At 69.6% G+C, this 19,481-nt stretch carries 18 protein-coding genes and 2 pseudogenes; 17 read left to right on the top strand and 3 right to left on the bottom strand.

Annotated elements, in window-relative coordinates:
* The first annotated feature begins 114 nt into the window (after nucleotides 1-114).
* From AC08OJ_RS09945 to AC08OJ_RS09930, 4 genes are all read left to right on the top strand, one after another.
* Nucleotides 115-363 (top strand): hypothetical protein, encoded by a 249-nt coding sequence (locus AC08OJ_RS09945; RefSeq protein ID WP_476592601.1) that lies wholly within the window; start codon nucleotides 115-117, stop codon nucleotides 361-363.
* A gap of 304 nt (nucleotides 364-667) precedes the next feature.
* A complete protein-coding gene (locus tag AC08OJ_RS09940; RefSeq protein ID WP_476592600.1) occupies nucleotides 668-919 on the top strand; it encodes a hypothetical protein in 252 nt (83 codons plus the stop codon).
* 125 nt (nucleotides 920-1,044) lie between these two features.
* On the top strand, nucleotides 1,045-2,688 hold the full coding sequence (locus tag AC08OJ_RS09935; protein ID WP_476595569.1) for a hypothetical protein: 1,644 nt from the start codon (nucleotides 1,045-1,047) through the stop codon (nucleotides 2,686-2,688).
* A gap of 115 nt (nucleotides 2,689-2,803) precedes the next feature.
* Nucleotides 2,804-3,502, top strand: coding sequence for an RCC1 domain-containing protein (locus AC08OJ_RS09930; protein WP_476592597.1), 699 nt, complete (start codon nucleotides 2,804-2,806; stop codon nucleotides 3,500-3,502).
* Here the strand turns inward: AC08OJ_RS09930 and AC08OJ_RS09925 are convergent.
* Nucleotides 3,481-5,439, bottom strand: a complete 1,959-nt coding sequence (locus AC08OJ_RS09925) for an ABC transporter ATP-binding protein (RefSeq protein ID WP_476592596.1) — start codon at nucleotides 5,437-5,439, stop codon at nucleotides 3,481-3,483. The genes AC08OJ_RS09930 and AC08OJ_RS09925 overlap by 22 nt on opposite strands.
* A 201-nt stretch (nucleotides 5,440-5,640) precedes the next feature.
* A complete protein-coding gene (locus tag AC08OJ_RS09920; RefSeq protein WP_476592595.1) occupies nucleotides 5,641-6,315 on the bottom strand; it encodes a DUF308 domain-containing protein in 675 nt (224 codons plus the stop codon).
* Nucleotides 6,316-6,745: 430 nt separating this feature from the next.
* Between AC08OJ_RS09920 and AC08OJ_RS09915 the strand changes: the two genes are divergently transcribed.
* The 4 genes from AC08OJ_RS09915 (at nucleotide 6,746) to AC08OJ_RS09900 (ending at nucleotide 13,140) form a co-directional block, all read left to right on the top strand.
* Nucleotides 6,746-9,376 carry an AMP-binding protein gene (locus tag AC08OJ_RS09915; RefSeq protein ID WP_476595568.1) on the top strand — a complete coding sequence of 877 codons (2,631 nt, stop codon included), beginning with the start codon at nucleotides 6,746-6,748 and terminating at the stop codon, nucleotides 9,374-9,376.
* Between the two features lie 112 nt (nucleotides 9,377-9,488).
* Complete coding sequence (locus AC08OJ_RS09910) at nucleotides 9,489-10,484, top strand: iron ABC transporter substrate-binding protein (protein ID WP_476595570.1); 996 nt, start codon at nucleotides 9,489-9,491, stop codon at nucleotides 10,482-10,484.
* Between the two features lie 29 nt (nucleotides 10,485-10,513).
* The gene (locus tag AC08OJ_RS09905; RefSeq protein ID WP_476595567.1) at nucleotides 10,514-12,037 is read left to right on the top strand and encodes an ABC transporter permease; all 1,524 of its coding nucleotides are present in this window, start codon (nucleotides 10,514-10,516) and stop codon (nucleotides 12,035-12,037) included.
* Nucleotides 12,034-13,140, top strand: coding sequence for an ABC transporter ATP-binding protein (locus AC08OJ_RS09900; protein ID WP_476592591.1), 1,107 nt, complete (start codon nucleotides 12,034-12,036; stop codon nucleotides 13,138-13,140). Before AC08OJ_RS09905 ends, AC08OJ_RS09900 begins: the two co-directional genes overlap by 4 nt.
* Before the next feature lie 11 nt (nucleotides 13,141-13,151).
* Here the strand turns inward: AC08OJ_RS09900 and AC08OJ_RS09895 are convergent, their stop codons facing one another.
* Nucleotides 13,152-13,952: a class I SAM-dependent methyltransferase gene (locus AC08OJ_RS09895; RefSeq protein WP_476595566.1), complete on the bottom strand. Its 801-nt coding sequence runs from the start codon at nucleotides 13,950-13,952 to the stop codon at nucleotides 13,152-13,154.
* 168 nt (nucleotides 13,953-14,120) lie between these two features.
* On the opposite strand from AC08OJ_RS09895, the pseudogene AC08OJ_RS09890 reads away from it, so the two are divergent.
* From AC08OJ_RS09890 to AC08OJ_RS09850, 9 genes and pseudogenes are all read left to right on the top strand, one after another.
* Nucleotides 14,121-14,435: pseudogene (locus tag AC08OJ_RS09890) on the top strand (YdcF family protein); the annotation flags it as partial.
* 382 nt (nucleotides 14,436-14,817) lie between these two features.
* Nucleotides 14,818-15,174 (top strand): group I truncated hemoglobin, encoded by a 357-nt coding sequence (locus AC08OJ_RS09885; RefSeq protein WP_476595565.1) that lies wholly within the window; start codon nucleotides 14,818-14,820, stop codon nucleotides 15,172-15,174.
* 55 nt (nucleotides 15,175-15,229) lie between these two features.
* Entirely contained in the window at nucleotides 15,230-15,640 is a 411-nt protein-coding gene (locus AC08OJ_RS09880; protein ID WP_476592589.1) for an RNA-binding S4 domain-containing protein, read from the top strand.
* A gap of 512 nt (nucleotides 15,641-16,152) precedes the next feature.
* Nucleotides 16,153-16,278, top strand: a complete 126-nt coding sequence (locus AC08OJ_RS09875; protein WP_476595564.1) for a hypothetical protein — start codon at nucleotides 16,153-16,155, stop codon at nucleotides 16,276-16,278.
* A gap of 15 nt (nucleotides 16,279-16,293) precedes the next feature.
* A pseudogene (locus tag AC08OJ_RS09870) lies at nucleotides 16,294-16,641 on the top strand (glycosyltransferase); the annotation flags it as partial.
* On the top strand, nucleotides 16,568-17,455 hold the full coding sequence (locus AC08OJ_RS09865) for a polysaccharide deacetylase family protein (RefSeq protein ID WP_476592588.1): 888 nt from the start codon (nucleotides 16,568-16,570) through the stop codon (nucleotides 17,453-17,455). The pseudogene AC08OJ_RS09870 and the gene AC08OJ_RS09865, both read left to right, overlap by 74 nt.
* Nucleotides 17,456-17,563: 108 nt before the next feature.
* Nucleotides 17,564-17,863 carry a hypothetical protein gene (locus AC08OJ_RS09860; protein ID WP_476592587.1) on the top strand — a complete coding sequence of 100 codons (300 nt, stop codon included), beginning with the start codon at nucleotides 17,564-17,566 and terminating at the stop codon, nucleotides 17,861-17,863.
* Nucleotides 17,766-18,659 carry a glycosyltransferase family 2 protein gene (locus AC08OJ_RS09855; RefSeq protein WP_476595563.1) on the top strand — a complete coding sequence of 298 codons (894 nt, stop codon included), beginning with the start codon at nucleotides 17,766-17,768 and terminating at the stop codon, nucleotides 18,657-18,659. Before AC08OJ_RS09860 ends, AC08OJ_RS09855 begins: the two co-directional genes overlap by 98 nt.
* On the top strand, nucleotides 18,605-19,126 hold the full coding sequence (locus AC08OJ_RS09850) for a glycosyltransferase family 2 protein (RefSeq protein WP_476592586.1): 522 nt from the start codon (nucleotides 18,605-18,607) through the stop codon (nucleotides 19,124-19,126). Before AC08OJ_RS09855 ends, AC08OJ_RS09850 begins: the two co-directional genes overlap by 55 nt.
* Nucleotides 19,127-19,481 lie beyond the last annotated feature (355 nt).

The raw sequence follows: 19,481 nt of genomic DNA, 5'->3' as shown, positions 1-19,481 counted from the left end.
TGGAACTACATGTTCACTTCCCGTAGACCCGACATAGAATAATCAAGTTATTTCAATGCAAATCATCAGCATGCGTCATGACGGGTACCGAGCGACACACATGGGAGCCAGAAGATGAGGGACCGCAGGGAGACAGACGTCGTCGAGCTGGCACAAGAACACGCGGAGCTGCTGCCCGAGCGCATGACCCTGGCGGTGGTCGAGATAAACCGCACCGAGTTCGACCCCATCTTCTACCCGGTCGGCTCGCCGGGCAGCAACAACGCCCAGATCGATAATCATCCGGAGCCACAGACTGCCTACAGCGACGGAGCGTTCATCAAGACCATCGCCAACAGCTGGAACCGCATCGAGCAGTGGTGAGCTCCGGGCCGATTCTGCTCCTCGCGCCGGTCTCCCTGGCCGGGTAACCGACCACGTTCCCCCGGGGTTGCCAAGGGCACCGTGAATCCGCGACCACCGGCCGGCCGAATATCCTTCGGTCGGCCGGAAATCATGCCCTCACCTCAGTCAGATCGATCCGAGAAAGCCAGCCGAAGTTTCGACTGACGCTGGGCACGACCGCACCGTGACACACCCTGTGCAGGTGCTGGCCACCAGGTTGAGCGGTGGCTAGCGTTCCCACCGCCTGAATATCCGAGGCAACTCAGATCGGTGGGAAACAAGGATGAACGATATCACGGGCAACTGCGCCGACGAGCTGAATGGAGAACTGTTCTTGGAATGGGCGGAACTACTGCCCGAGCGAACGACTCTCGCCGCGGTCGAGGTCGGTCGGAAGGAGTTTGACCCAACCTTCTTCCCGGTCGGATCCCCCTGGTCGAAAATGGCACAGATCGACGCTCATGCGGAGCCGCAGGTCGCCGGTGGATTCCTGCCCATTCTCATCACACTGGTACCGAGCATCAACATCATCTAGAGATAACACCGACCGCTTTACCGCTTTACGGCTACGACCGACAGATACACCGCCGGATTCCTCCGGGGGTGGTCACCCGGCCGGCCGGCTTCCCGCCAGTTCATGACAATGAGGATGGGACGCAGATGACCGAGTCCACCCGGTCGTCCACCCGGCCGACAACGATGCCGCCGGCACCTTCCGAATCGGACCGGGCGCCCGGACTCACCGGCGTCGCCAGCCTCGCCGGCGTCAGCGACATCGCCGGCGTCGCCAGCCTCGCCGATCCGACGGGCGTTCCTGGGCCGGCCGAGGTACCCGCCAGACCGAGCCGGGCCGACGGCCTGGCGCTACTCGGCGAGTTCACCGGGTCGGGCCTGGACCGGCCCGTCTTCCTGGCCCGCCGCGCCGACGGTCAGGTCGTCGCGCTCACCGAACTGCTCGCGCACATCCTCGAGGCGGCAGACGGCGCCCGCGACGTCGCCGCGATTGCCGACCGGGTCACGGGGGTCTGCGCCCGCCGGGTGAGTGGCGCCGACGTCGCGTACCTCGTGGTGGATCGGCTCATGCCACTCGGCCTGATCGCCAGCGAGAACGGTGTCACTCCGGCACCCCGGGCGAAGGCGCTGTTCACACTCGCCGCCCGGCACACCCTGCTACCCGCGCCGGCCGTGCACCGAGTCAGCCGAGTGTTCGCGATGTTGTTCCGGCCAGCGGCCGTGGCCCTGCTGGTGGCCACCGACGTGTGGATATTCGGCCGGCACAGCGTCCGGGACAGCGCGGCGGAGGTGCTCGCGACCCCGGCGCTGATCCTGGTGGTGGTCGGCCTGGCCCTCGTCGGCGCACTGTTCCACGAATGCGGGCACGCCGCGGCTTGCCACTACGGCGGTGCCCGCCCGGGAGTCATCGGTTTCGGCATGTACCTGGTGTGGCCGGCCTTCTTCACCGACGTCACCGACTTCTACCGGCTGAGCCGGCTCGGCCGGCTGCGCACCGACCTCGGCGGCATCTACTTCAACGGACTGTTCGTTCTGCTGCTCGCCGGGGCTCTCGCGCTCACCCACACCGGTGTGCTGGTGACCGCCGTCGTCCTCGTCCACCTGGATGCCATGCGCCAGCTTGCGCCCTTCGTCCGGCTGGACGGCTGGACGGCTGGACGGCTGGACGGCTGGACGGCTGGACGGCTGGACGGCTGGACGGCTGGACGGCTGGACGGCTGGACGGCTGGACGGCTGGACGGCTGGACGGCTGGACGGCTACTACATCGTCAGCGACCTGGCCAGGGTACCGGACCTGTTCAACCGGATGGGGCCGACGCTGCGCGCGACGCTGCCACGGCGGCGCAACCGCCTCCCGCGCGGGCGGCATGCCCGATCGGCGGGACAGGCCCGGCCGGACGGGCTGACCCCGCCGGACAACGGGAGCCGACCGGACAACCGGAGCCAACCGGACGGGCTGACCCGGTCGGCCCGGATCGTGGTGACCGCCTGGGCGCTGCTCGCGGCACTGCTGATCCTGGTGAACCTGGTCGTGTGATCCTGGTGAACCTGGTCGTGCTCATGGTCTCGGTTCCGTTCGTGCTTACCCGGACGACCCGGGCCATGTGGGACTATCTCGGGCTGGCGGGCCGGGCGACCCGTGACGGGAAGCTGGTCACCGCATTCGCGGAGGTCGTCTCCGCGCTGCTGGTCTCGCTGCCGGCCGTCGGGATGCTGTTCGTGCTGTTCCTGCTCGCCCGGGGCGTGCTGCGGGCGGTCCGGGCGCACCGGGAAGGCGGCCGACGCGGGTAGCGGGTAATGGCCTCCCGCCGGCCGACTCGCCGCACCTCACGCCCATGCGACTACTTTCCGAAACTTACTCTTACTCTGAGCAATCAAAGGAGGATCGAACGCACAGGGAGAACCAGTGACGGGTCAGCAACAGGAAAGACGGCACGGCAACAAGCAGGGAACGGCGGTCGCCGCGGTCACGACTGCGCTGCTGCTGTTGCCGGCCACCGCCCGCGGTGCGGCGCCCCCAGGACAACCGGCCGGCACGCCTACCGAGGCATCCGCCCAGCACACGCAGGCTCCCGACGGCATCCCCTGGGCCTGGGGATTCAACGGCTTCGGCCAGCTCGGCAACGGCACCACCACCGGCGCCTCGACGCCGGTCCAGGTCAGCGGCCTGAACGATGTCGTCGCCATCGCCGACGGCAGCAACTCCGGGTACGCGTTGCGCTGCGACGGGACCGTCCAGGCCTGGGGGGACAACAGCTTCGGCCAGCTCGGTGACGGAACCACCACCGACCGCCCCACCCCCGTCCAGATCACCGGTCTCAACGATGTCACCGCCCTCGCCGGCGATGTGCTCTCGGGATATGCGCTGCGCAGGGATGGCACCATCCGGGCCTGGGGCTTCAACGGCAGCGGCCAGCTCGGCGACGGCACCACCACCGACAGCCCCACCCCTGTCCAGGTCAGCGGCCTGAACCACGTCACCGCCATCGCTGCCGGCGACTACATCGGCTACGCCCTGGCCGGTCGTGACTATGACGGGGTCGTGACCATGACGGGGACGGCCGGGAATCGCCCCCCACCCAATCAGACGGCGGTGGGCCGGTAGAGGCGGGCGTAGGCACCGCCGTCGGCGAGCAGCTCGCTGTGCGTGCCGTCCTCGACGACCCGGCCGTGGTCCATCACGTAGATGCGGTCGGCGTCAATCACCGTGGACAGCCGGTGCGCGATCACCAGGCACGTCCGCCCCACCGCGAGCCGGTCGAGGGCGGTGCGCACGGCGGCCTCGGAGAGGGTGTCCAGCGCCGAGGTCGCCTCGTCCAGCACCAGCACCCGTGGTGACTGCAGCAGGACCCGGGCGATGGCCAACCGCTGCCGCTCACCACCGGACAACCGGTAGCCCCGTGCGCCGACCCGGGTCGCCAGGCCCTCGGGCAGCCGGTCGAGCAGGGCGGAGAGGCTGGCGGCCGCCAAGGCGGCACGCAGCTCGTCGTCAGTCGCGTCCAACCGGCCGTAACGGAGGTTCGCCGCGATCGTGTCATGGAACAAGTGCGGGTCCTGAGGGACGACGCCGATCATCGTGTGCAGACGATCCGGCGGGATGTCGTCGAGGGGAACCCCGCCGAGACGGATGCCGCCGCGCCGCGGCCGGTGCACGCCGCTGGCCAGATAAGCGATGGTCGTCTTGCCGGCCCCGCTGGCCCCGACAACCGCCGCCGTCGTCCCCGCGGCGACTTTCAGGGTCACCCCGCGCAGGTTCCACGTCGGGTTGCCGTCCGGCCAGTCGCCGTCCGGCCGGTCCTCGGCCGTGGCGAGATCGTAGGAGAACCATACGTCGTCGAACGCCAGGTCGAGTCCCCGGCCGGCATCGAGTCCCCGGCGAGCGGCGGCCGGCGCCGGTTCCGTCCCGGACCACGGTGCGCGGGGGACGGTCAGCGCGGGGGCCCGGGCCCCTTCGAACCTCAGGCGTACCTCGTCCTGCGGGACGTCAAGCAGGGCGAAGATCCGCCGGAAGGACGCGCCCGCGCCCGCGAGCTCCGCACGCAGGTTGACAGCGGACGACAGCGGTCCGAAGGCCACCAGCAACGCGCCGCCCAAGGCGGCGACCGTCCCGAGCGTGGTACGACCGCTGGAGACCAGCCAGGCCCCCAGCGCCAGCACCGCCGTCATCGTCGCGATGACCCCGAGGTTGACCAGGAACCGGACCCACGACATCAGCCGGGCCTGATCCTCGGCGGCGGCGAACAGCTCGGCGCCCGCCGCGTCGAACCGGGTCTGCTCGTAGTCGACCCGGTCGAACAGCCGCACGTGCAGCGCCCCGGAGACTGACGAGGTGTCGGCGACCTGAACCATGAGCAGACCGTCGAGCTCCCGCTGGCGGGTGGACAGCGCGGCGAGCCGCCGCCGGCCCGAGCGGACGATCAGCAGCGTGGCCGGCGCGAAGACCATCACCGCCAGGCTCAGACGCCAGTCCAGCACGAAGACGACGATCGAGCCGACGACGATGTCCGCGATCCTGCAGATCACCGCCTGCACAGTGGCGGAGATCGCGTTCTGGGCGTTCAGGATGTCGGTGGACATCACCGTCATCAGCTCCCCCTGCTGGCTGCGGGGAAAGAAGGCGAAGGGCAGGCGCTGCAGGTGAGCGTTCACCGTCTGACGGATCCGCACGGAGACAACGCCGCCGAGCCGAGCGATGAGCGCCATGCGCGCCGAGAGCACGCTCGACTCGAACACCAGCACCGCGCACAGCAGCAGGACGGGGACGACGAGGTCGCACACCTGGCCGGTGGGCAACGACGTGTCGATGAGATGGCGCAGGACGAACGGCCCGGCGGCGACGGCGGCCGAACCGAGAACGGACAGCCCGACGAGAACCGCGACGACCCGGCCCTGGTCGGCGAAGAATCGGACGCTACACCGCGCCTCGGGCGCGCCGGTCAACCGCGCGAGCGCACGCGCATGCAGGCGGATCGCCCACGACGGGACGGTCGTCTCCGGCAGGAAGGCCGTCTCCGACGGGACGGGCAGCGGCTCACGAATCACGCCGCCGAGGCTATGCCGACGCGCGCCGGGGCGGCGGACCTCCCGCCTGCTGCTGTCCCCCGCGGAGCACGACCCCGACGCCCCACCGCCCTGACGCGAGTCGGGGCGGTGGGGCATCAGGGACAGACCGACGGCGGTGGCGGAAACCGAAGGGTCGGCCGGGAGAAACCGGGGCCGGGATCCGGGAATCACCCGGGATCGTCAACGATTCCCGGACACGGGTCGTTGGACACGCTCCTCCTCCAGACGCCTGCCTTCCACCGCGCCGGCGCCGAAGCCGGGAATCGCCAGGCCCTCCAGAGAGGCGGGCGGTCGGGAAACGCCCCGCAGCCGGAACCCCATGGCAATCTTGGTCAGCCCGACCGCCAGGGCCGTGAGGCCCACCCACAGGGCCAGCAGCGGCAGCGAGACCCGCTGGGAACCCACCACCCAGAACGCCGCCCCGATCTCCAACGCACCGACGATCAGCGGCATCCACCACTGGGCCGGGGTGGGCCGGCCCTCCGCCGCGGTGGCGTACTGCCCGGCCGCGGCCTGCTGCTCGGTCCGTCGGGCGACGAACGAGTTGACGACGTCGTAGAGACCCTTGGTCAAAAAGAACCAGGCCGCGATCCGGCCCACCGCCTTGACCGTGGGATCCGGCCAGACCAGCGCCACCACCCCGCCGGCCACGAACAGCACCGCGAGCAGCGCATGGGACCAGCGCCAGTCCCGGGCCGTCGCCGCCGCCGCCAGCAGCTCACTCACCGCGCCGAGGAGCAGGACGATCCCGAGAAGCACGGCGATCGACCGCACCGTGGTCAGATCGAACTGCGGAATGGCCAGCGCGAACAGGGTAAAAGCTGCTCCAACGGCGAGAAAACCAAACCAGGGCACATCTGTGGATCTTTCATGTGTACGACGATCTGAGGCAGTTATGTCGCTCACGATCCTATTCTCCCATCGTCGGTCACCGATACAAGGACCATTGCCGTCAGCTGGCGCTCGACATCACAGGTCAACAAGCTGATGCCCGCCACCCGGCGAACCACGCTTATCCGCTGGACATCATTCCGAACCGACGACGACGCCATATCGCCCGCGGCGCTACTCACCTCCTCCCAGCAGGTGGGTGCCGCGCTGGGGCGTGAGGCAGACCCACCGCTGCCGCCGCCACCACACGACAAGATCACCCACGAGCGGCTGCGGCACCGAACGTCATGGATCGATGACGTAGGCGTAGTGAGAGGTAAGACTTAGGGTAGGCTTTCCTTACTTGTACATTGGCTGGGTGACCCATGCAGGCCCGTCCCTCTCAGGCTCGACTGTGTTCCTCGCCCGCCACCTTGAACGGCACGGTGACCGCACGGCCGTTGTCACGGCTGAGGGCCGACTGTCCTACCGCGAGCTGGCGGCACGCGTCGACGCCGCCGCCGGTCGGCTCGGCGCCGGGCGGCGGCTGGTACTCCTCGCGGCGGTCAACACGATCGACGTCCTCGTCCTGTACCTGGCGGCGCTGTCCGCCGGACACGCGGTCCTGCTGGTGCCGGGTGACAACGCCGCGTCGACCGACGCCCTGATCACGTCCTATGACCCCGACGTGGTGATCCGCCCCGCCGACACGCGGACGCGGATCCGCGTCGAGCAGCGGCGTGACGGCTCGAAGCACGACCTCCATCCGGACCTCGCGCTGCTGCTGAGCACGTCGGGCTCGACGGGCTCACCGAAACTGGTCCGGCTGTCGTACACGAACCTGCAGGCCAATGCCGAGTCGATCGTCGAGTGCCTCGGCCTTCGCCCCGGCGACCGCGCCGCGACGACCCTGCCCCTGTACTACTGCTACGGGCTGTCGGTCGTGCACAGTCACCTCCTGTGCGGGGCCGGTCTGATCCTGACGTCCCTGTCCGTCGTGGACGCCTGCTTCTGGGACCTCTTCCGGGACGGGCAGGGCACCTCGCTGGCTGGCGTCCCCTACACGTTCGATCTGCTCGACAGGATCGGTTTCGACGCGATGTCGCTGCCGCACCTGCGCTACGTCACGCAGGCCGGCGGTCGACTGGCGCCGGACCGGGTGGCCCGCTACGCCGAGCTCGGACGACGCAACGGCTGGGACTTCGTCGTGATGTATGGCCAGACCGAGGCCACGGCGCGGATGGCCTACCTGCCGCCGCACCTCGCGCCGACCCAGCCCCACACCATCGGAGTCCCGGTCCCGGGCGGGTCGTTCCGGCTCGAGCCGCTGGCCGACAGCACCGACAGCACCGGGGATCTGGGGCAGCTCGTCTATTCCGGGCCCAACGTCATGATGGGCTACGCGCGGACGGCCTCGGACCTCGCGCTCGGTCCGACGCTCGACGAGTTGCGCACCGGGGACGTCGCACGCCGCACCGACGACGGCCTGTACGAGATCGTGGGACGGCAGACCAGATTCGCCAAGGTCTTCGGGATCCGGATCGACCTGCAACACGTGGAGGACACCCTCGCCGGCCAGGGGCTCAGCGCCTGCTGCGTGACCGGCGACGACGCCGTCGACGTGATGATCGAGGGCGACCGGGACGCACCTTCGGTCCGCCAGCTGGTCGCGCGGGCCTGCCGGCTGCCGGAGAACACCGTCCGCGTCCACCGCCTGGCCGCCCTGCCCCGCCTGGCCACCGGCAAACCGGACCTGGTTGCGCTGCAGGAAATCGCCCGCGACGCGCGACCGGCGCGCACGACCGCGCCCACCGGACGGGACGTGCCGTCGGACGGAACAGCCGACGTACGTCGGCTGTTCGCCGAGCTGCTTCACCGCGACGATGTCACCGACGACAGCACCTTCGTGAGCCTGGGCGGCGACTCGCTGTCCTACGTGGAACTGTCACTGCGGCTGGAGGACGCCCTCGGACACCTGCCCGCCGGCTGGCACACCATGGCCGTGCGGGACCTGAAGCCGGCCACGCGACCAAAGCGCAGAGCTGGCGGCTCTGGCGGCTCGATCGAGACCAGCCTGCTGCTCCGCGCGGTCGCGATCGTGCTGATCGTCGGGACGCACGCCAACACCTTCGACACCGTCGGCGGCATCCTCGGGGGCGCCCATCTCCTCATCGCCGTCGCCGGCTACAACTTCGCCCGTTTCCACCTGACCGCGGCGCCGCGGCGCGACCGGGTCCGCGGGCTGCTCCGCAGCATCGCGTACCTCGCGGTGCCGAGCATCGTCTTCATCACCGTACTCGTGCTCGTCATGGACGAACACGGACCCGCCAACATCGTGCTGCTCAACAGCGTGTTCGGGCCGGGCCGCGCGGGCCCGCCCTGGGAGTTCTGGTTCATCGAAGCCCTGGTCCAGATCCTGCTGGTCCTCGCGGCCCTGCTCGGCGTGCCGGCGTTCGACCGCTGGCAGCGGCGCCGCCCGTGGGCCGTCGCCGCCAGTGTCCTCGCCGCCGGTCTGCTCACCCGCTTCGACGTCGTGGCCCTACCGCCGGGACCACGCCACACCCAGACGTCGGTGGCGGTGCTCTGGCTGTTCGCACTGGGATGGGCCACCGCCGCCGCGACCACGGTATGGCAGCGGCTGGTCCTCACGGCGGCGGCGGCGCTCACCATCCCCGGGTTCTTCGCTGACGCACGCCGGGAGCATGTGGTGCTCGGCGGCGTGCTCCTGCTGGCCTGGACCACGAGCGTCCGCTGCCCACGCCCGCTACGCCGGCTGGCGGGCCTGCTGGCCGGCAGCTCGCTCTACATCTACCTGACCCACTGGCAGGTGTTCCCCCTTCTGCAGGACGACCATCCGGTCCTGGCGCTGCTGGCCTCGCTCACCGTCGGCGTCGCCGCGTGGAAGGTCTCGTTCCATGCCATGGGCCTTCTCGGCCGGCTCACGGCAGGCGTGCCAATCCCGCTCGGCGCCAGGCGTCTGCTCCGCGGTTCGCCCGCCAGCGCCCCCGGCTTATGCCACTCGTCACATTCCACGGCGCTAAGGTAAGTATGAGTTAACTTCTAGACCGATTAGAGGTTCGAGGTCGGTCGGACGTGTCTGTCCAGGTGAAGTGTTCAGGTGGAGGAGTCCGATGGGTTCGATAGGAAGAACCTTGGTCGTGCTGGTGACGGCCACCTGCCTGGCCGGCCTGGCCGGCCTGTCAGCGTGCGGCTCGGGGGACGACGGGAAGACGATCACGCTCTACAACGCGCAGCACCAGGACCTGATGCGGGTGATGGTGGACGCGTTCACCAAGCAGACCGGCATCAAGGTCGAGCTGCGTCGCGGCGGCGACCCCGAGCTGGCGAACCAGATCGTCCAGGAAGGCGACAGCTCGCCGGCGGACGTCTTCGTCACCGAGAACTCGCCGGCCATGACGCTGGTCGACCGCGCCGGCGGCTTCAGCAAACTGGACCGGGCCACCCTGGGCCAGGTGCCTGACCAGTACGTCCCGAGCACCGGCAACTGGGTCGGTTTCGCGGCCCGGTCGACGGTGTTCATCTACAACCGCGGGCAGGTCGCCAAGAACGAGCTGCCTGCGTCGATCATGGACCTGGCGGGACCGGCATGGAAGGGGAAGGTCGGTGTCGCGGCGGCCGGAGCGGACTTCCAGGCCATCGTCAGCGCCGTACTCGCGGTGAAGGGCGAGAGCGCCACCGCCGAGTGGCTCGCCGGGCTGAAACGCAACGCGAAGATCTACGCCAACAACATCGCCGCGCTGCGCGCCGTGAACGCGGGCGAGGTCCCCGCCGCCGTGATCTATCATTACTACTGGTACCAGGACCAGGCGGAGTCGGGCAAGGACAGTAAGAACGTCGACCTGCACTTCTTCGGCCACCGGGACCCGGGCGCGTTCGTCAGCGTCTCCGGCGCCGGCGTCCTCGCGGCCAGCGACCAGCAGGCCGAGGCACAGCAGCTGGTCACCTTCCTCACCAGCGACGCCGGGCAGAAGGCGCTGGTCGACAGCGGTGCCCTGGAGTACGCCGTGTCCGACGCGGTCCCCACGAACCCTGCGCTGAAGCCGCTGTCGACACTCGATCCGCCCGACATCGACATCTCGACCCTGAACGGACCAAAGGTCGTCGAACTGATGCAGCGGGCGGGCCTGCTCTGAACGGTCAGCCCACGACGGCGGGATGGTGGGTGCGCACCAGCCCGGCGTACCCGCGCCCGCTGCTGCTGGCCTGCGTGCTCGTCGCGCTGCTCGCGGCCGTCCCGCTGTTCTTCGTCGTCGGGTACACGGTCAGCGTAGGCTGGTCGGAGGCTTGGCGGCTGCTGATCCGGCCCAGGGTCGGCGAGCTGCTGGCCAACACCACCAAGCTCGTGACCGGCGGGATGGTGGCCAGTGCCGTCCTGGGCACGGCCGCCGCCTGGCTGGTGGAACGGACGACCCTGCCGGGACGACGGGTCTGGCACGTGCTACTCGCCGCTCCGCTGGCACTGCCCGCGTTTGTCGTCAGCTACGGCTGGGTCTCGCTGACCGCGGGCGTCGAGGGATACCCGGGCACCCTGCTGATCGTGACACTCGCCTACTACCCGCTGGTCTACCTCCCCGTCGGCGCGACCCTGCGGGGGCTGGACCCGGCGCTGGAGGAATCCGCCAGGTCACTCGGGCTCGGCCCGTGGCGGACGTTCGCCAGGGTCGTGCTCCCGCAGCTGCGCCCGGCCGTCCTCGGCGGGTCGCTGCTGGTCGGCCTGCACCTGCTCGCCGAGTTCGGCGCCCTGCAGATGCTGCGGTTCTCCACCTTCACCACGGCCATCTACGACCAGTACCTCTCGTCGTTCAACGGCCCGGCGGCGAACATGCTCGCCGGCGTCCTGGCGCTGTACTGTGCGGTCCTGGTCGGCGCCGAGCTGAGCCTGCGCGGCCGGCACCGCTACGCCCGGCTCGGGCCCGGAGCCAGCCGCACCGCGCAACCCGCCCGGCTCGGGCGGCTCACCGCCCCCGCCGTCGCCGGGCTCGGCGCGGTCGTGGTCCTGGCGCTCGGCGTGCCGCTGGTGAGCCTCGTCCGCTGGCTGCTGGTAGGTGCCTCCGCCGCCTTCCCCGTCGGCGAACTGGCCGCCGCTGCCGCGACCGCGGCCGGGCTCGGCCTCGTCGGCGCGCTGTGCACCGTCCTGTTGGCGCTTCCGGTGGCGTGGCTCGCGGTACGCCATCCGGGCCGGATCGGGACACTGCTTGAACGCAGCACCTACACGGCCAACGCGCTGCCGGGCATCGTGGTGGCGCTCGCTCTCGTCACGGTCTCGCTGCACATCCTGCCGGCCATGTACCAGACCACCACCCTCCTGATTGCCGCCTACGCGATCATGTTCCTGCCGCGGGCCACGGTGGCGGTACGGGGCGCGATCGCGCAGGCGCCACCCGTCCTGGACGACGTCGCGCATGCCCTGGGCCTGCGCCCGGCGCAGGCCTGGCGGCGGGTCACCCTGCCGCTGATCGCCCCCGGCGTCGGCGCCGGCGCCATCCTGGTGTTCCTCGCCGTGGTCACCGAACTCACCGCGACCCTGCTGCTGTCACCCACCGGCACCGAAACCCTGGCGACCGAGTTCTGGAGCAACGTCCGCGACGTCGACTACGGCGCGGCCGCCCCCTACGCGGGGTTGATGGTGCTGCTGTCGGCCCCGGCGGCCTTCCTGCTCACCCGTTCCGTCAGGAGAAGCACGTGACAGCGCTGACCGTCAGCCAGGTCACCAAGCGGTTCGGCGCCACGACAGCCCTCGCCGGGATCGATCTACGAGTGCCCGAGGACAGTGTGACGGCCGTACTCGGGCCGTCGGGCTGCGGCAAGACCACCCTGCTACGGCTGGTGGCGGGATTCGGCGACCCGGACGGCGGGACGATCGACTTCGGCGCCGAACGGGTGTTCAGCCCCGGTCGCAGCGTTCCCGCCCAGCGGCGGCGGGTCGGGTACGTCCCGCAGGAAGGTGCCCTGTTCCCGCATGTGGACGTCGCGGCCAACATCGGGTTCGGCCTGCCCCGCGCCGAACGCCGATCCGCCGGGCGTGCCGCCGAGCTGCTCGACCTCGTCGGGCTGGACGCGAGCCTGGCCTGCCGGTTCCCCCATCAGCTCTCCGGCGGCCAGCAGCAGCGCGTGGCGCTGGCGCGGGCCCTGGCCCCGCGGCCGTCCCTGGTGCTGCTCGACGAGCCGTTCTCCTCCCTGGACGCGGGGCTCCGCCTGAACACCGCCCGCGCCGTCGTCGAAGCGCTGCGCGCCAACCGGACCACCGCGCTGCTCGTCACGCACGACCAGAACGAGGCGCTGTCACTGGCCGACCAGATCGCTGTCATGGCCGCCGGCCGCATCGCCCAGACCGGCACGCCCCCGGGCGTCTACGCCTCACCCGACAACCCGACCGTCGCGGCCTTCGTCGGCGCCGCCGTGTTCGTGCCCGCCGTCGTCACCGGGCTCACCGCCTCCTGCGACCTTGGTGAACTCGCCGTCCGGCCCGGGTCTCCCCAGGGCGAGGCGCGCCTGCTCGTCCGGCCGGAACAGATCAGGCTCCTCGCCGCGGCAGACGGCGACGAGAACAAGAACCAGAACGAAGACCGAAACGAAGACCGGAACGGGGAGCGGGACAAGGACCGGAACGGGGTGGTCGGCCGGGTCACCGAGGTGCGGTACTTCGGCCACGACGCCACCGTCCAGCTCCGGCTCGACCGGTCCGGCCGCACCGTGACGGCGAGGGTGCCAGGGCACCAGCTCCCCGAACCCGGCACCCACGTGCGGCTGTCGATCACCGAGCCCGTCACGGCCTTCCCACCCCACTGACGCCAGGCGGGTCACAGCGCCAGGCGGGTCACAGCGCCAGGCAGGTCACAGCGCCAGGCGGGTTTGCGGGCCTCAATCAGAAACCGCGTCGCCCAGGTGACGAATGGGCTTTCGGCGCGGATCTGGTCGTGCAGTGACCGCAGGCGCGCGTGGTACCGCTCGACGCTGAACTCGGGAACGGTCCAGATCACCTTCTGCAGGAAGTAGATAACCGCGCCGACGTCGAGGAACTCGGTCCGCAGGGACTCCATCCGCAGGTCGACGATCTCCAGGCCGACGGCTTCGGCCCCGGCGCGGGCGGTGTCGGGGTGACGGGTACGGGGCGCCGAGGCCGGCAGCGGTCCCAGGAAGTACTCGCTCACCTCGAGCATGCTCGACGGCCCGACCTGCTGGGAGAAGTAGCGACCACCCGGCCGCAGCACCCGGCCGATCTCCGCCCAGCAGGTCACCACCGGGTGACGGCTCACCACCAGGTCGAACGTCGCATCGGCGAAGGGCAACGACCTGTCGTCGGCGGCCACGACGGCCACGCCGCGGGGACCCAGCCGCGCGGCGGCCCGCGCGATGTTCGGCGCCCAGGACTCCGTGGCCACCGTGCGCCCGGCCAGCCGCGGCAGTCCGGCGAGAACCTCCCCACCGCCGGTCTGAACGTCCAGGCCCACGGCGGCCCGACCCATCCGCTCGCCCATCAGCCGGGCGTAGCCCCAGGACGGACGCTGCTCGGTGGCCCGCCCGTCCAACCAGGAGAAGTCCCAGCCGTCCACCGGCACCGACGCCGCCTCAGCAACAAGATCGTCGAATTGGCGCGCCATAGGCCGACCATGGCAGCACATCCACGCGGTCGCGAGCGAATTTCCTGCGCCGCCTCGCGGCCACGGTCCGGACGGTTCCAGGGCAGATGCCGGTAAATCTGGGGGAGGTAGTAACGCTCCGCGGGTCGAAAAGCGTGACTACCTCCCCCAAAGTCGTCGGGGGTCGGCGGGGTGTCCGAGGCCGCGGCCATGGCCGGCTACGCGCACGACGCGCTCGGCGTACCGGCGGAGAAGATCCTGCTGGAGACCTCGGCGCGGAACACCTGGCAGAACATCAAGCTCACCCTGCCCTTCCTCGAGACGGCGGACACCGTGGCGATCGCGTCCGATCCGCTGCACGCGGCGCGGGCCCGCCGCTACCTGTGGAAACTACGCCCGGATCTCGCGGCCCGACTGGTTCCCGCCGACGACTACCGGTTCCTGGATTACTGGTGGCTGAAGCTCCCGAGGGCCGCCAACGAGCTCGGCCGGGCACTCCGCTGAGCCACGGGTAAGCCACGGGTGCCGACGCAGGGATCACTCGCCCGCCACGCCCCGCCAGAGCTTGGCCGCACGGATGAACAACGCGCCGAGCTCGCTCAGGTCAGCGAGCGTAGCTCCCGTTCACCTTGTCGCTGTCACGTTCCGTGTCGTCACGTTCCAGGACGGCCAGCCTGGAACCTCATCTGCACGTGAGGTCAAGGTGCTGTGAACAGGGCACAGGCGGAATCGGACCTCGGCACACGAGGCCGTGATCTCGACGCGACCGGGCGGGCGCCGGGGGGTAGATATCGACGGATCGTTACGAACCGGACATGACGCCGCAGCCCATCTTCGGCACGCTGGGCCGCACTGACCGTTCCGGGAACAGGTGACGAGGAAGCGGATGACCACGTTTTACGAGATCCTGGGCAGGGAGGCCTCGATCGCCGGGGTGGTGGCCACCTTCTACGATCGCATCCTGACCGATCCGGAGCTGGCGCCCTATTTCGCCAACACCGACCTGGCCAGGCTCCGCACCCACCAGGTCGCGTTCCTCGTCGCCGTGACCGGAGGCCCGAAGGCCTACGAGAGTCGTGATCTCGCGGCCGCCCATGCGGGCCTCGCCGTCACCGACGCCGCCTTCGACCGGATCGCCGGGCACCTCATTGCGGCTCTCACCGACGCCGGCCTCGGCGCCGGCACGGTCGCGGCGGTCACGAGCGCCCTGCTACCGCTACGCAGGTCGATCGTCACCGCCTGACCGTCACGTCACCGAACGACGACAGGTCCGCCGGTTGATTCGTACAGTCAGACTTATGACGTCGCCCACGCCTATGACGTCGCCGGCGGGAACCGCCCGGATCGACACCTGGATCTGGTGCGTGCGCCTGGTCAAGACGCGATCGCAGGCGACCGCCGCCTGCCGCGCCGGCCATGTCCGCCTCAACGGCGAGCGGGTCAAGCCGGCCCATCCGGTGCGGGCCGGGGACGAGATCCGGGTGCGCCAACCCGGGCACGAACAGGTCGTCGTCGTCACCCGGATCCTGCACAGGCGGGTCGGCGCGCCCGTTGCCGCGGAGTGCTTCGTCGACCACAGCCCGCCGGTCGCGCGCGAGGTGCCGCCGGTGGTGGCCGTGCGCGATCGGGGCGCCGGGCGGCCGACGAAGCGCGACCGGCGGGCGCTGGAACGCCTGCGCGACCAGCCCCGCTGGCCGGACGCATGGTAGCGGCACTGCTACTGGGAGCCCAGTAGCGGCGCCCGGTCAGGCGAAGCCTCGGTCGAGAGAGTCCGCAATCGCCCACACACCATGACCATCCTCAGGAACCTCGCCCTGGGATTACTAACCCTGGACCACCCACCATGGGATTACTTCGCATCAACGGTATGAAGAAAATGAAGAAAGCGACCGAGTACATTGCCGGTGACCGGGACCGAGCCCTGCCGCTACGTGCCGCGTAGCGTTACCCGCACCTGCAGAATCCGATCGTGAGGTTGATCTTCCTGGACGACACGGCCGGATCGCATCCCGCCGCACCGACCGGCTCGAACTAGAGTCAGGACCATGGGGCGAGCATCATCCGGGTTGGCTCGGCGGAATTCGCGATGAGCTAGCGTGAGCAACCGGGCGTGGACATCCTGGACCATTCGGCGGGGCAGCCCGCCCGTAATGGGCCTCCGGTCCGGTTCAGCATTGTGATGCCGACATACAACCGCTGGGACGTGGTATTGTAGAGTATTGTGGGATTCAGGCACCTCGATATGCTGTGGCCCTGCGAACTGATCGTTGTCGTCGACGGTTCCACGGATGGCACCGAGAAGGCTCTCCGGGCCGTCTCCCTGCCGTTCTCCAAGCGTATCCTGTAGCAGGAGAACGCGGGCGCGGCTGCGGCGAGAAACCGTGGCGCCGCGAGCGCGCTCGGCGAGTTCATCCTCTTCCTCGACGACGACATGGCGGCGGACCGGCGGCTCCTCGTCGAGCATGAAAAGCTTCTCGCCGACGGCGCCGACGCCGTGGTCGGCCACATCCCGATGCACCCCGCCTCGCCGCCCACGGTGCTCACCTACGGAGTCGACCGGTGGGCCCGGGCGCGCCGCCGGCGGCTGCTGCGGTCGGACGGACGGCTGACCGTCGCGGACCTGCGGGCAGGTGTCGATGCGGGCGTCGACCTTCGTCAGGCTCGGCGGTTTCGACACGAGTTTTACCGCCGGCGGCAGCTTCGGCGGTGAGGACACCGACTTCCTCTACCGGCTGCTGCAGAGCGGTGCGCAGGTTCGATTCGCCGCCGACGCCGTCGCCTACCAGCGTTACGTCGTTTCGCCCGAGGCGCACCTGAGGCAGTGGACGCAGGCCGGGCAGGCCGATGCCGCGCTTGCCCGAAAACATCCGGGTCTCGGTGACCTGCTCTTTGCCCAGCATGGCGGGAAGACGGTCAAAGGAATCCTCGCCAGGGCCGCGGCGGCGGCACCCTGGGCGTCCCGCGCCCCGGCGGGTCTCGTGCTCGGAAGGGTCAGCGCCGGGAAGGTGGACCGGCCCACCAGATGGATGTTCCTGGGACTGCGGGACTGCTCCTACTGGCGGGGAGCCCGCCAGCGCGGCGGCCTCCTGCACGCACCGGACGTGGGCCTGCGGGTCCTCGCCTATCATGCGATAGAGGACGTGTCGGATCCCCTGCTGAGCAGGTATGCGGCCCCTCCGCCGCAGTTCCGGGCCCAGCTGACAGCCCTGCTGGACGCCGGCTTCACCTTTGTCGGGGCCGATGAGCTCCTGCGTCATCTCGACGGCCGGCCCGCCCGGCATCAGTCCCTGGTCCTCACCTTCGACGACGCCTATGCGAGTCTGTTCGAGCATGCCGTGCCCGTCCTTCGGGAACTTGGTATTCCCGCGACGGTTTTCGTGGTCACGAAAGAGATCGGCGGTTGGAACAGGTGGGATGCGGTGAACGGCGCCGCCAAGCTGCCGCTCCTCGACGCGAGCCGGCTGCGCGCCCTTCACCGGGAAGGCTGGGCAGTGGCGGCGCACTCCCGCACTCACCGGAGTTGACGAGGATGAGCAGGGCCGGCCTGTGGGACGAGCTTTCCGCGGCGCGCAGCGACTTCGCGGCCATCGGGCTGCCGAGGCCACGCCTGTTCGCCTATCCCTACGGGGAACATGACGCGCGTGCGCATGATGGTGAAGAAAGCGGGATACGACGCGGCGTTCACGCTGCTGACTCGGCGTGCCTTCCCGACAGCTCAGGACCGCTATGCCCTGCCCAGGATCGAGGTGGGGCGCCAGACCCGCGTTGATGCGCTCGTCGAGACGGCACGCAGACCGCAGGTTTACCGACGCCCCGACCTCGAGCGGGAACTGGGTGGGGCATTGCGTCGAGTTATCCCGGCCCAACGGACGATCCGCGGACGCGCCGGGGATCACGAGGCAGAAGATCACGAGGCGAGGAGCGCCGGATGAACCCGCACGGGAATCGGGAGTCCCCAACCGGTCCGGCCGCGACCGACGAGGGTACCTGCTGCTGTCACTCGAAGTGTCGGCCGAGGGCGTCGTGCGCTCGGCCGTGCCGCCGCGCGACCATCAGCGACGTGCGCGGGTCCTCGTCCTGCTGCACGGTGAGCCGCTCGGCTATGCCGCGGCCGCCAGGACGGCCACCGGCATCGACGTCGATGAGCTGCTCGGCAGGGTCTGGTCGGAGTTCGGCGGGCGCATAAACGATCACTTGGTCAGCGAGGGTCTCCGCCCGCTCGAGCGCCTCGAGGCCCGCACCAGGCCTGCCGCAGCCACCGAGGCCTGCCCAAACAAGGTTCAATCCACAGATCTCGATTCCACGGATCTCGTCTCCGTCGTCGTCCCCACCAGAGACCGCAGTGAGATCCTGGCCAACTGCCTGCGTCGACTCACGGAGATCACCTATCCGGCCGTCGAGTTCCTCATCGTGGACAATGCACCGTCGAGCGACGCCACGAAGCGGGTCGTCGACTCGTTTGCGGCCACCGACGAACGATTCCGCCATGTCCCCGAACCACACCCGGGTCTCTCCCGCGCCCGCAACCGCGGGCTCGCGCTGGCGCGGGGGGTTTCCGGCGCCAGCGGGACGTTGCGTACGTCACGGGACTCGTCTGCACGGCGAGCATCGCGAACGCGGCCGAAACCTACTTCGACGCCCGGGCGTCGTACTGGTCCACCCGCTGCGAGCCGGTGCTTTTCGACCTCGCCGACAACAAGCGGCACGGTCCGCTGTACCCCTACATAGGTTTCGTCGGCACCGGCGCGAATTTCGGGTTCGACGCCGCGTTCCTGCGGGACCTCGGCGGCTGCGACGAGACGTTGGGACCGGGCACCAGGAGCCGGGACGGCGAGGACCTCGACCTCTTCGTGCGCAGGCTGCGGGCCGGCCGAGCGATCGCCTACGAACCAGCCGCCTTCGTCTGGCATCACCACCGCGCCGACGACGCGGCGCTGCTCGCCCAGATGTTCAGCTACGGCTCCGGTTTCACGGCCTTCCTGGCCAAGCTGCTTCTCCAGCGGTCGACCCGGGGTGAGGTGGTACGTCGCATCCCACGAGGCCTGCGTGGGATGGCCCGCATCGGCCATGCGACGAGCCAGCGGCTCGACGGGCGGGTCCAGGCCCCGAAGGGTGCCCTGCTGCGGGAGTTCACCGGCTACACCGCCGGACCATTGCTCTACGCCCAGGAGCGGCGAGCAGCCGCCAAGCAGTGAGACAGAAGACAACAAGGAAGGCGGTGACGTGGTGCAACGAGGAGGTCTCATGGCGCCGAATACGGAGGTCGAGATAGAGAAACTCCCACCGGAATGGGCTCTCCGCTGCTACCGTCGATCACCACGAATGGTGCAGCAAAAGGCGCAGTAGATGGCATACTGGACGTTGCGGAACGCGCCGGGACACCGGGTTTCGTGGGGGAACATGAAACGGGTCAGGCCGTTCAGCGACCGCTACGGATGGGACCACGGGCTGCCGGTCGACCGGCATTACGGGATCGTCATTAAATAAGTTGATCATTTGATCTGTGTTTAGGGTTCCCCTGTGATTGCCTCGGTACGGTTATGTCCGTGG

This window comes from Frankia sp. CgKIO3 (assembly GCF_977946435.1).
This window is presented reverse-complemented; position numbering and strand designations above follow the sequence as displayed.

Bases quoted from the DNA above. Each gene is read 5' to 3' on its own strand.
- AC08OJ_RS09945 (WP_476592601.1), top strand. From the start codon at position 115: ATGAGGGACCGCAGGGAGACAGACGTCGTCGAGCTGGCACAAGAACAC.
- AC08OJ_RS09940 (WP_476592600.1), top strand. From the start codon at position 668: ATGAACGATATCACGGGCAACTGCGCCGACGAGCTGAATGGAGAACTG.
- AC08OJ_RS09935 (WP_476595569.1), top strand. From the start codon at position 1,045: ATGACCGAGTCCACCCGGTCGTCCACCCGGCCGACAACGATGCCGCCG.
- AC08OJ_RS09895 (WP_476595566.1), bottom strand. From the start codon at position 13,952: ATGGCGCGCCAATTCGACGATCTTGTTGCTGAGGCGGCGTCGGTGCCG.
- AC08OJ_RS09885 (WP_476595565.1), top strand. From the start codon at position 14,818: ATGACCACGTTTTACGAGATCCTGGGCAGGGAGGCCTCGATCGCCGGG.
- AC08OJ_RS09880 (WP_476592589.1), top strand. From the start codon at position 15,230: ATGACGTCGCCCACGCCTATGACGTCGCCGGCGGGAACCGCCCGGATC.
- AC08OJ_RS09865 (WP_476592588.1), top strand. From the start codon at position 16,568: ATGCGGGCGTCGACCTTCGTCAGGCTCGGCGGTTTCGACACGAGTTTT.
- AC08OJ_RS09860 (WP_476592587.1), top strand. From the start codon at position 17,564: ATGACGCGCGTGCGCATGATGGTGAAGAAAGCGGGATACGACGCGGCG.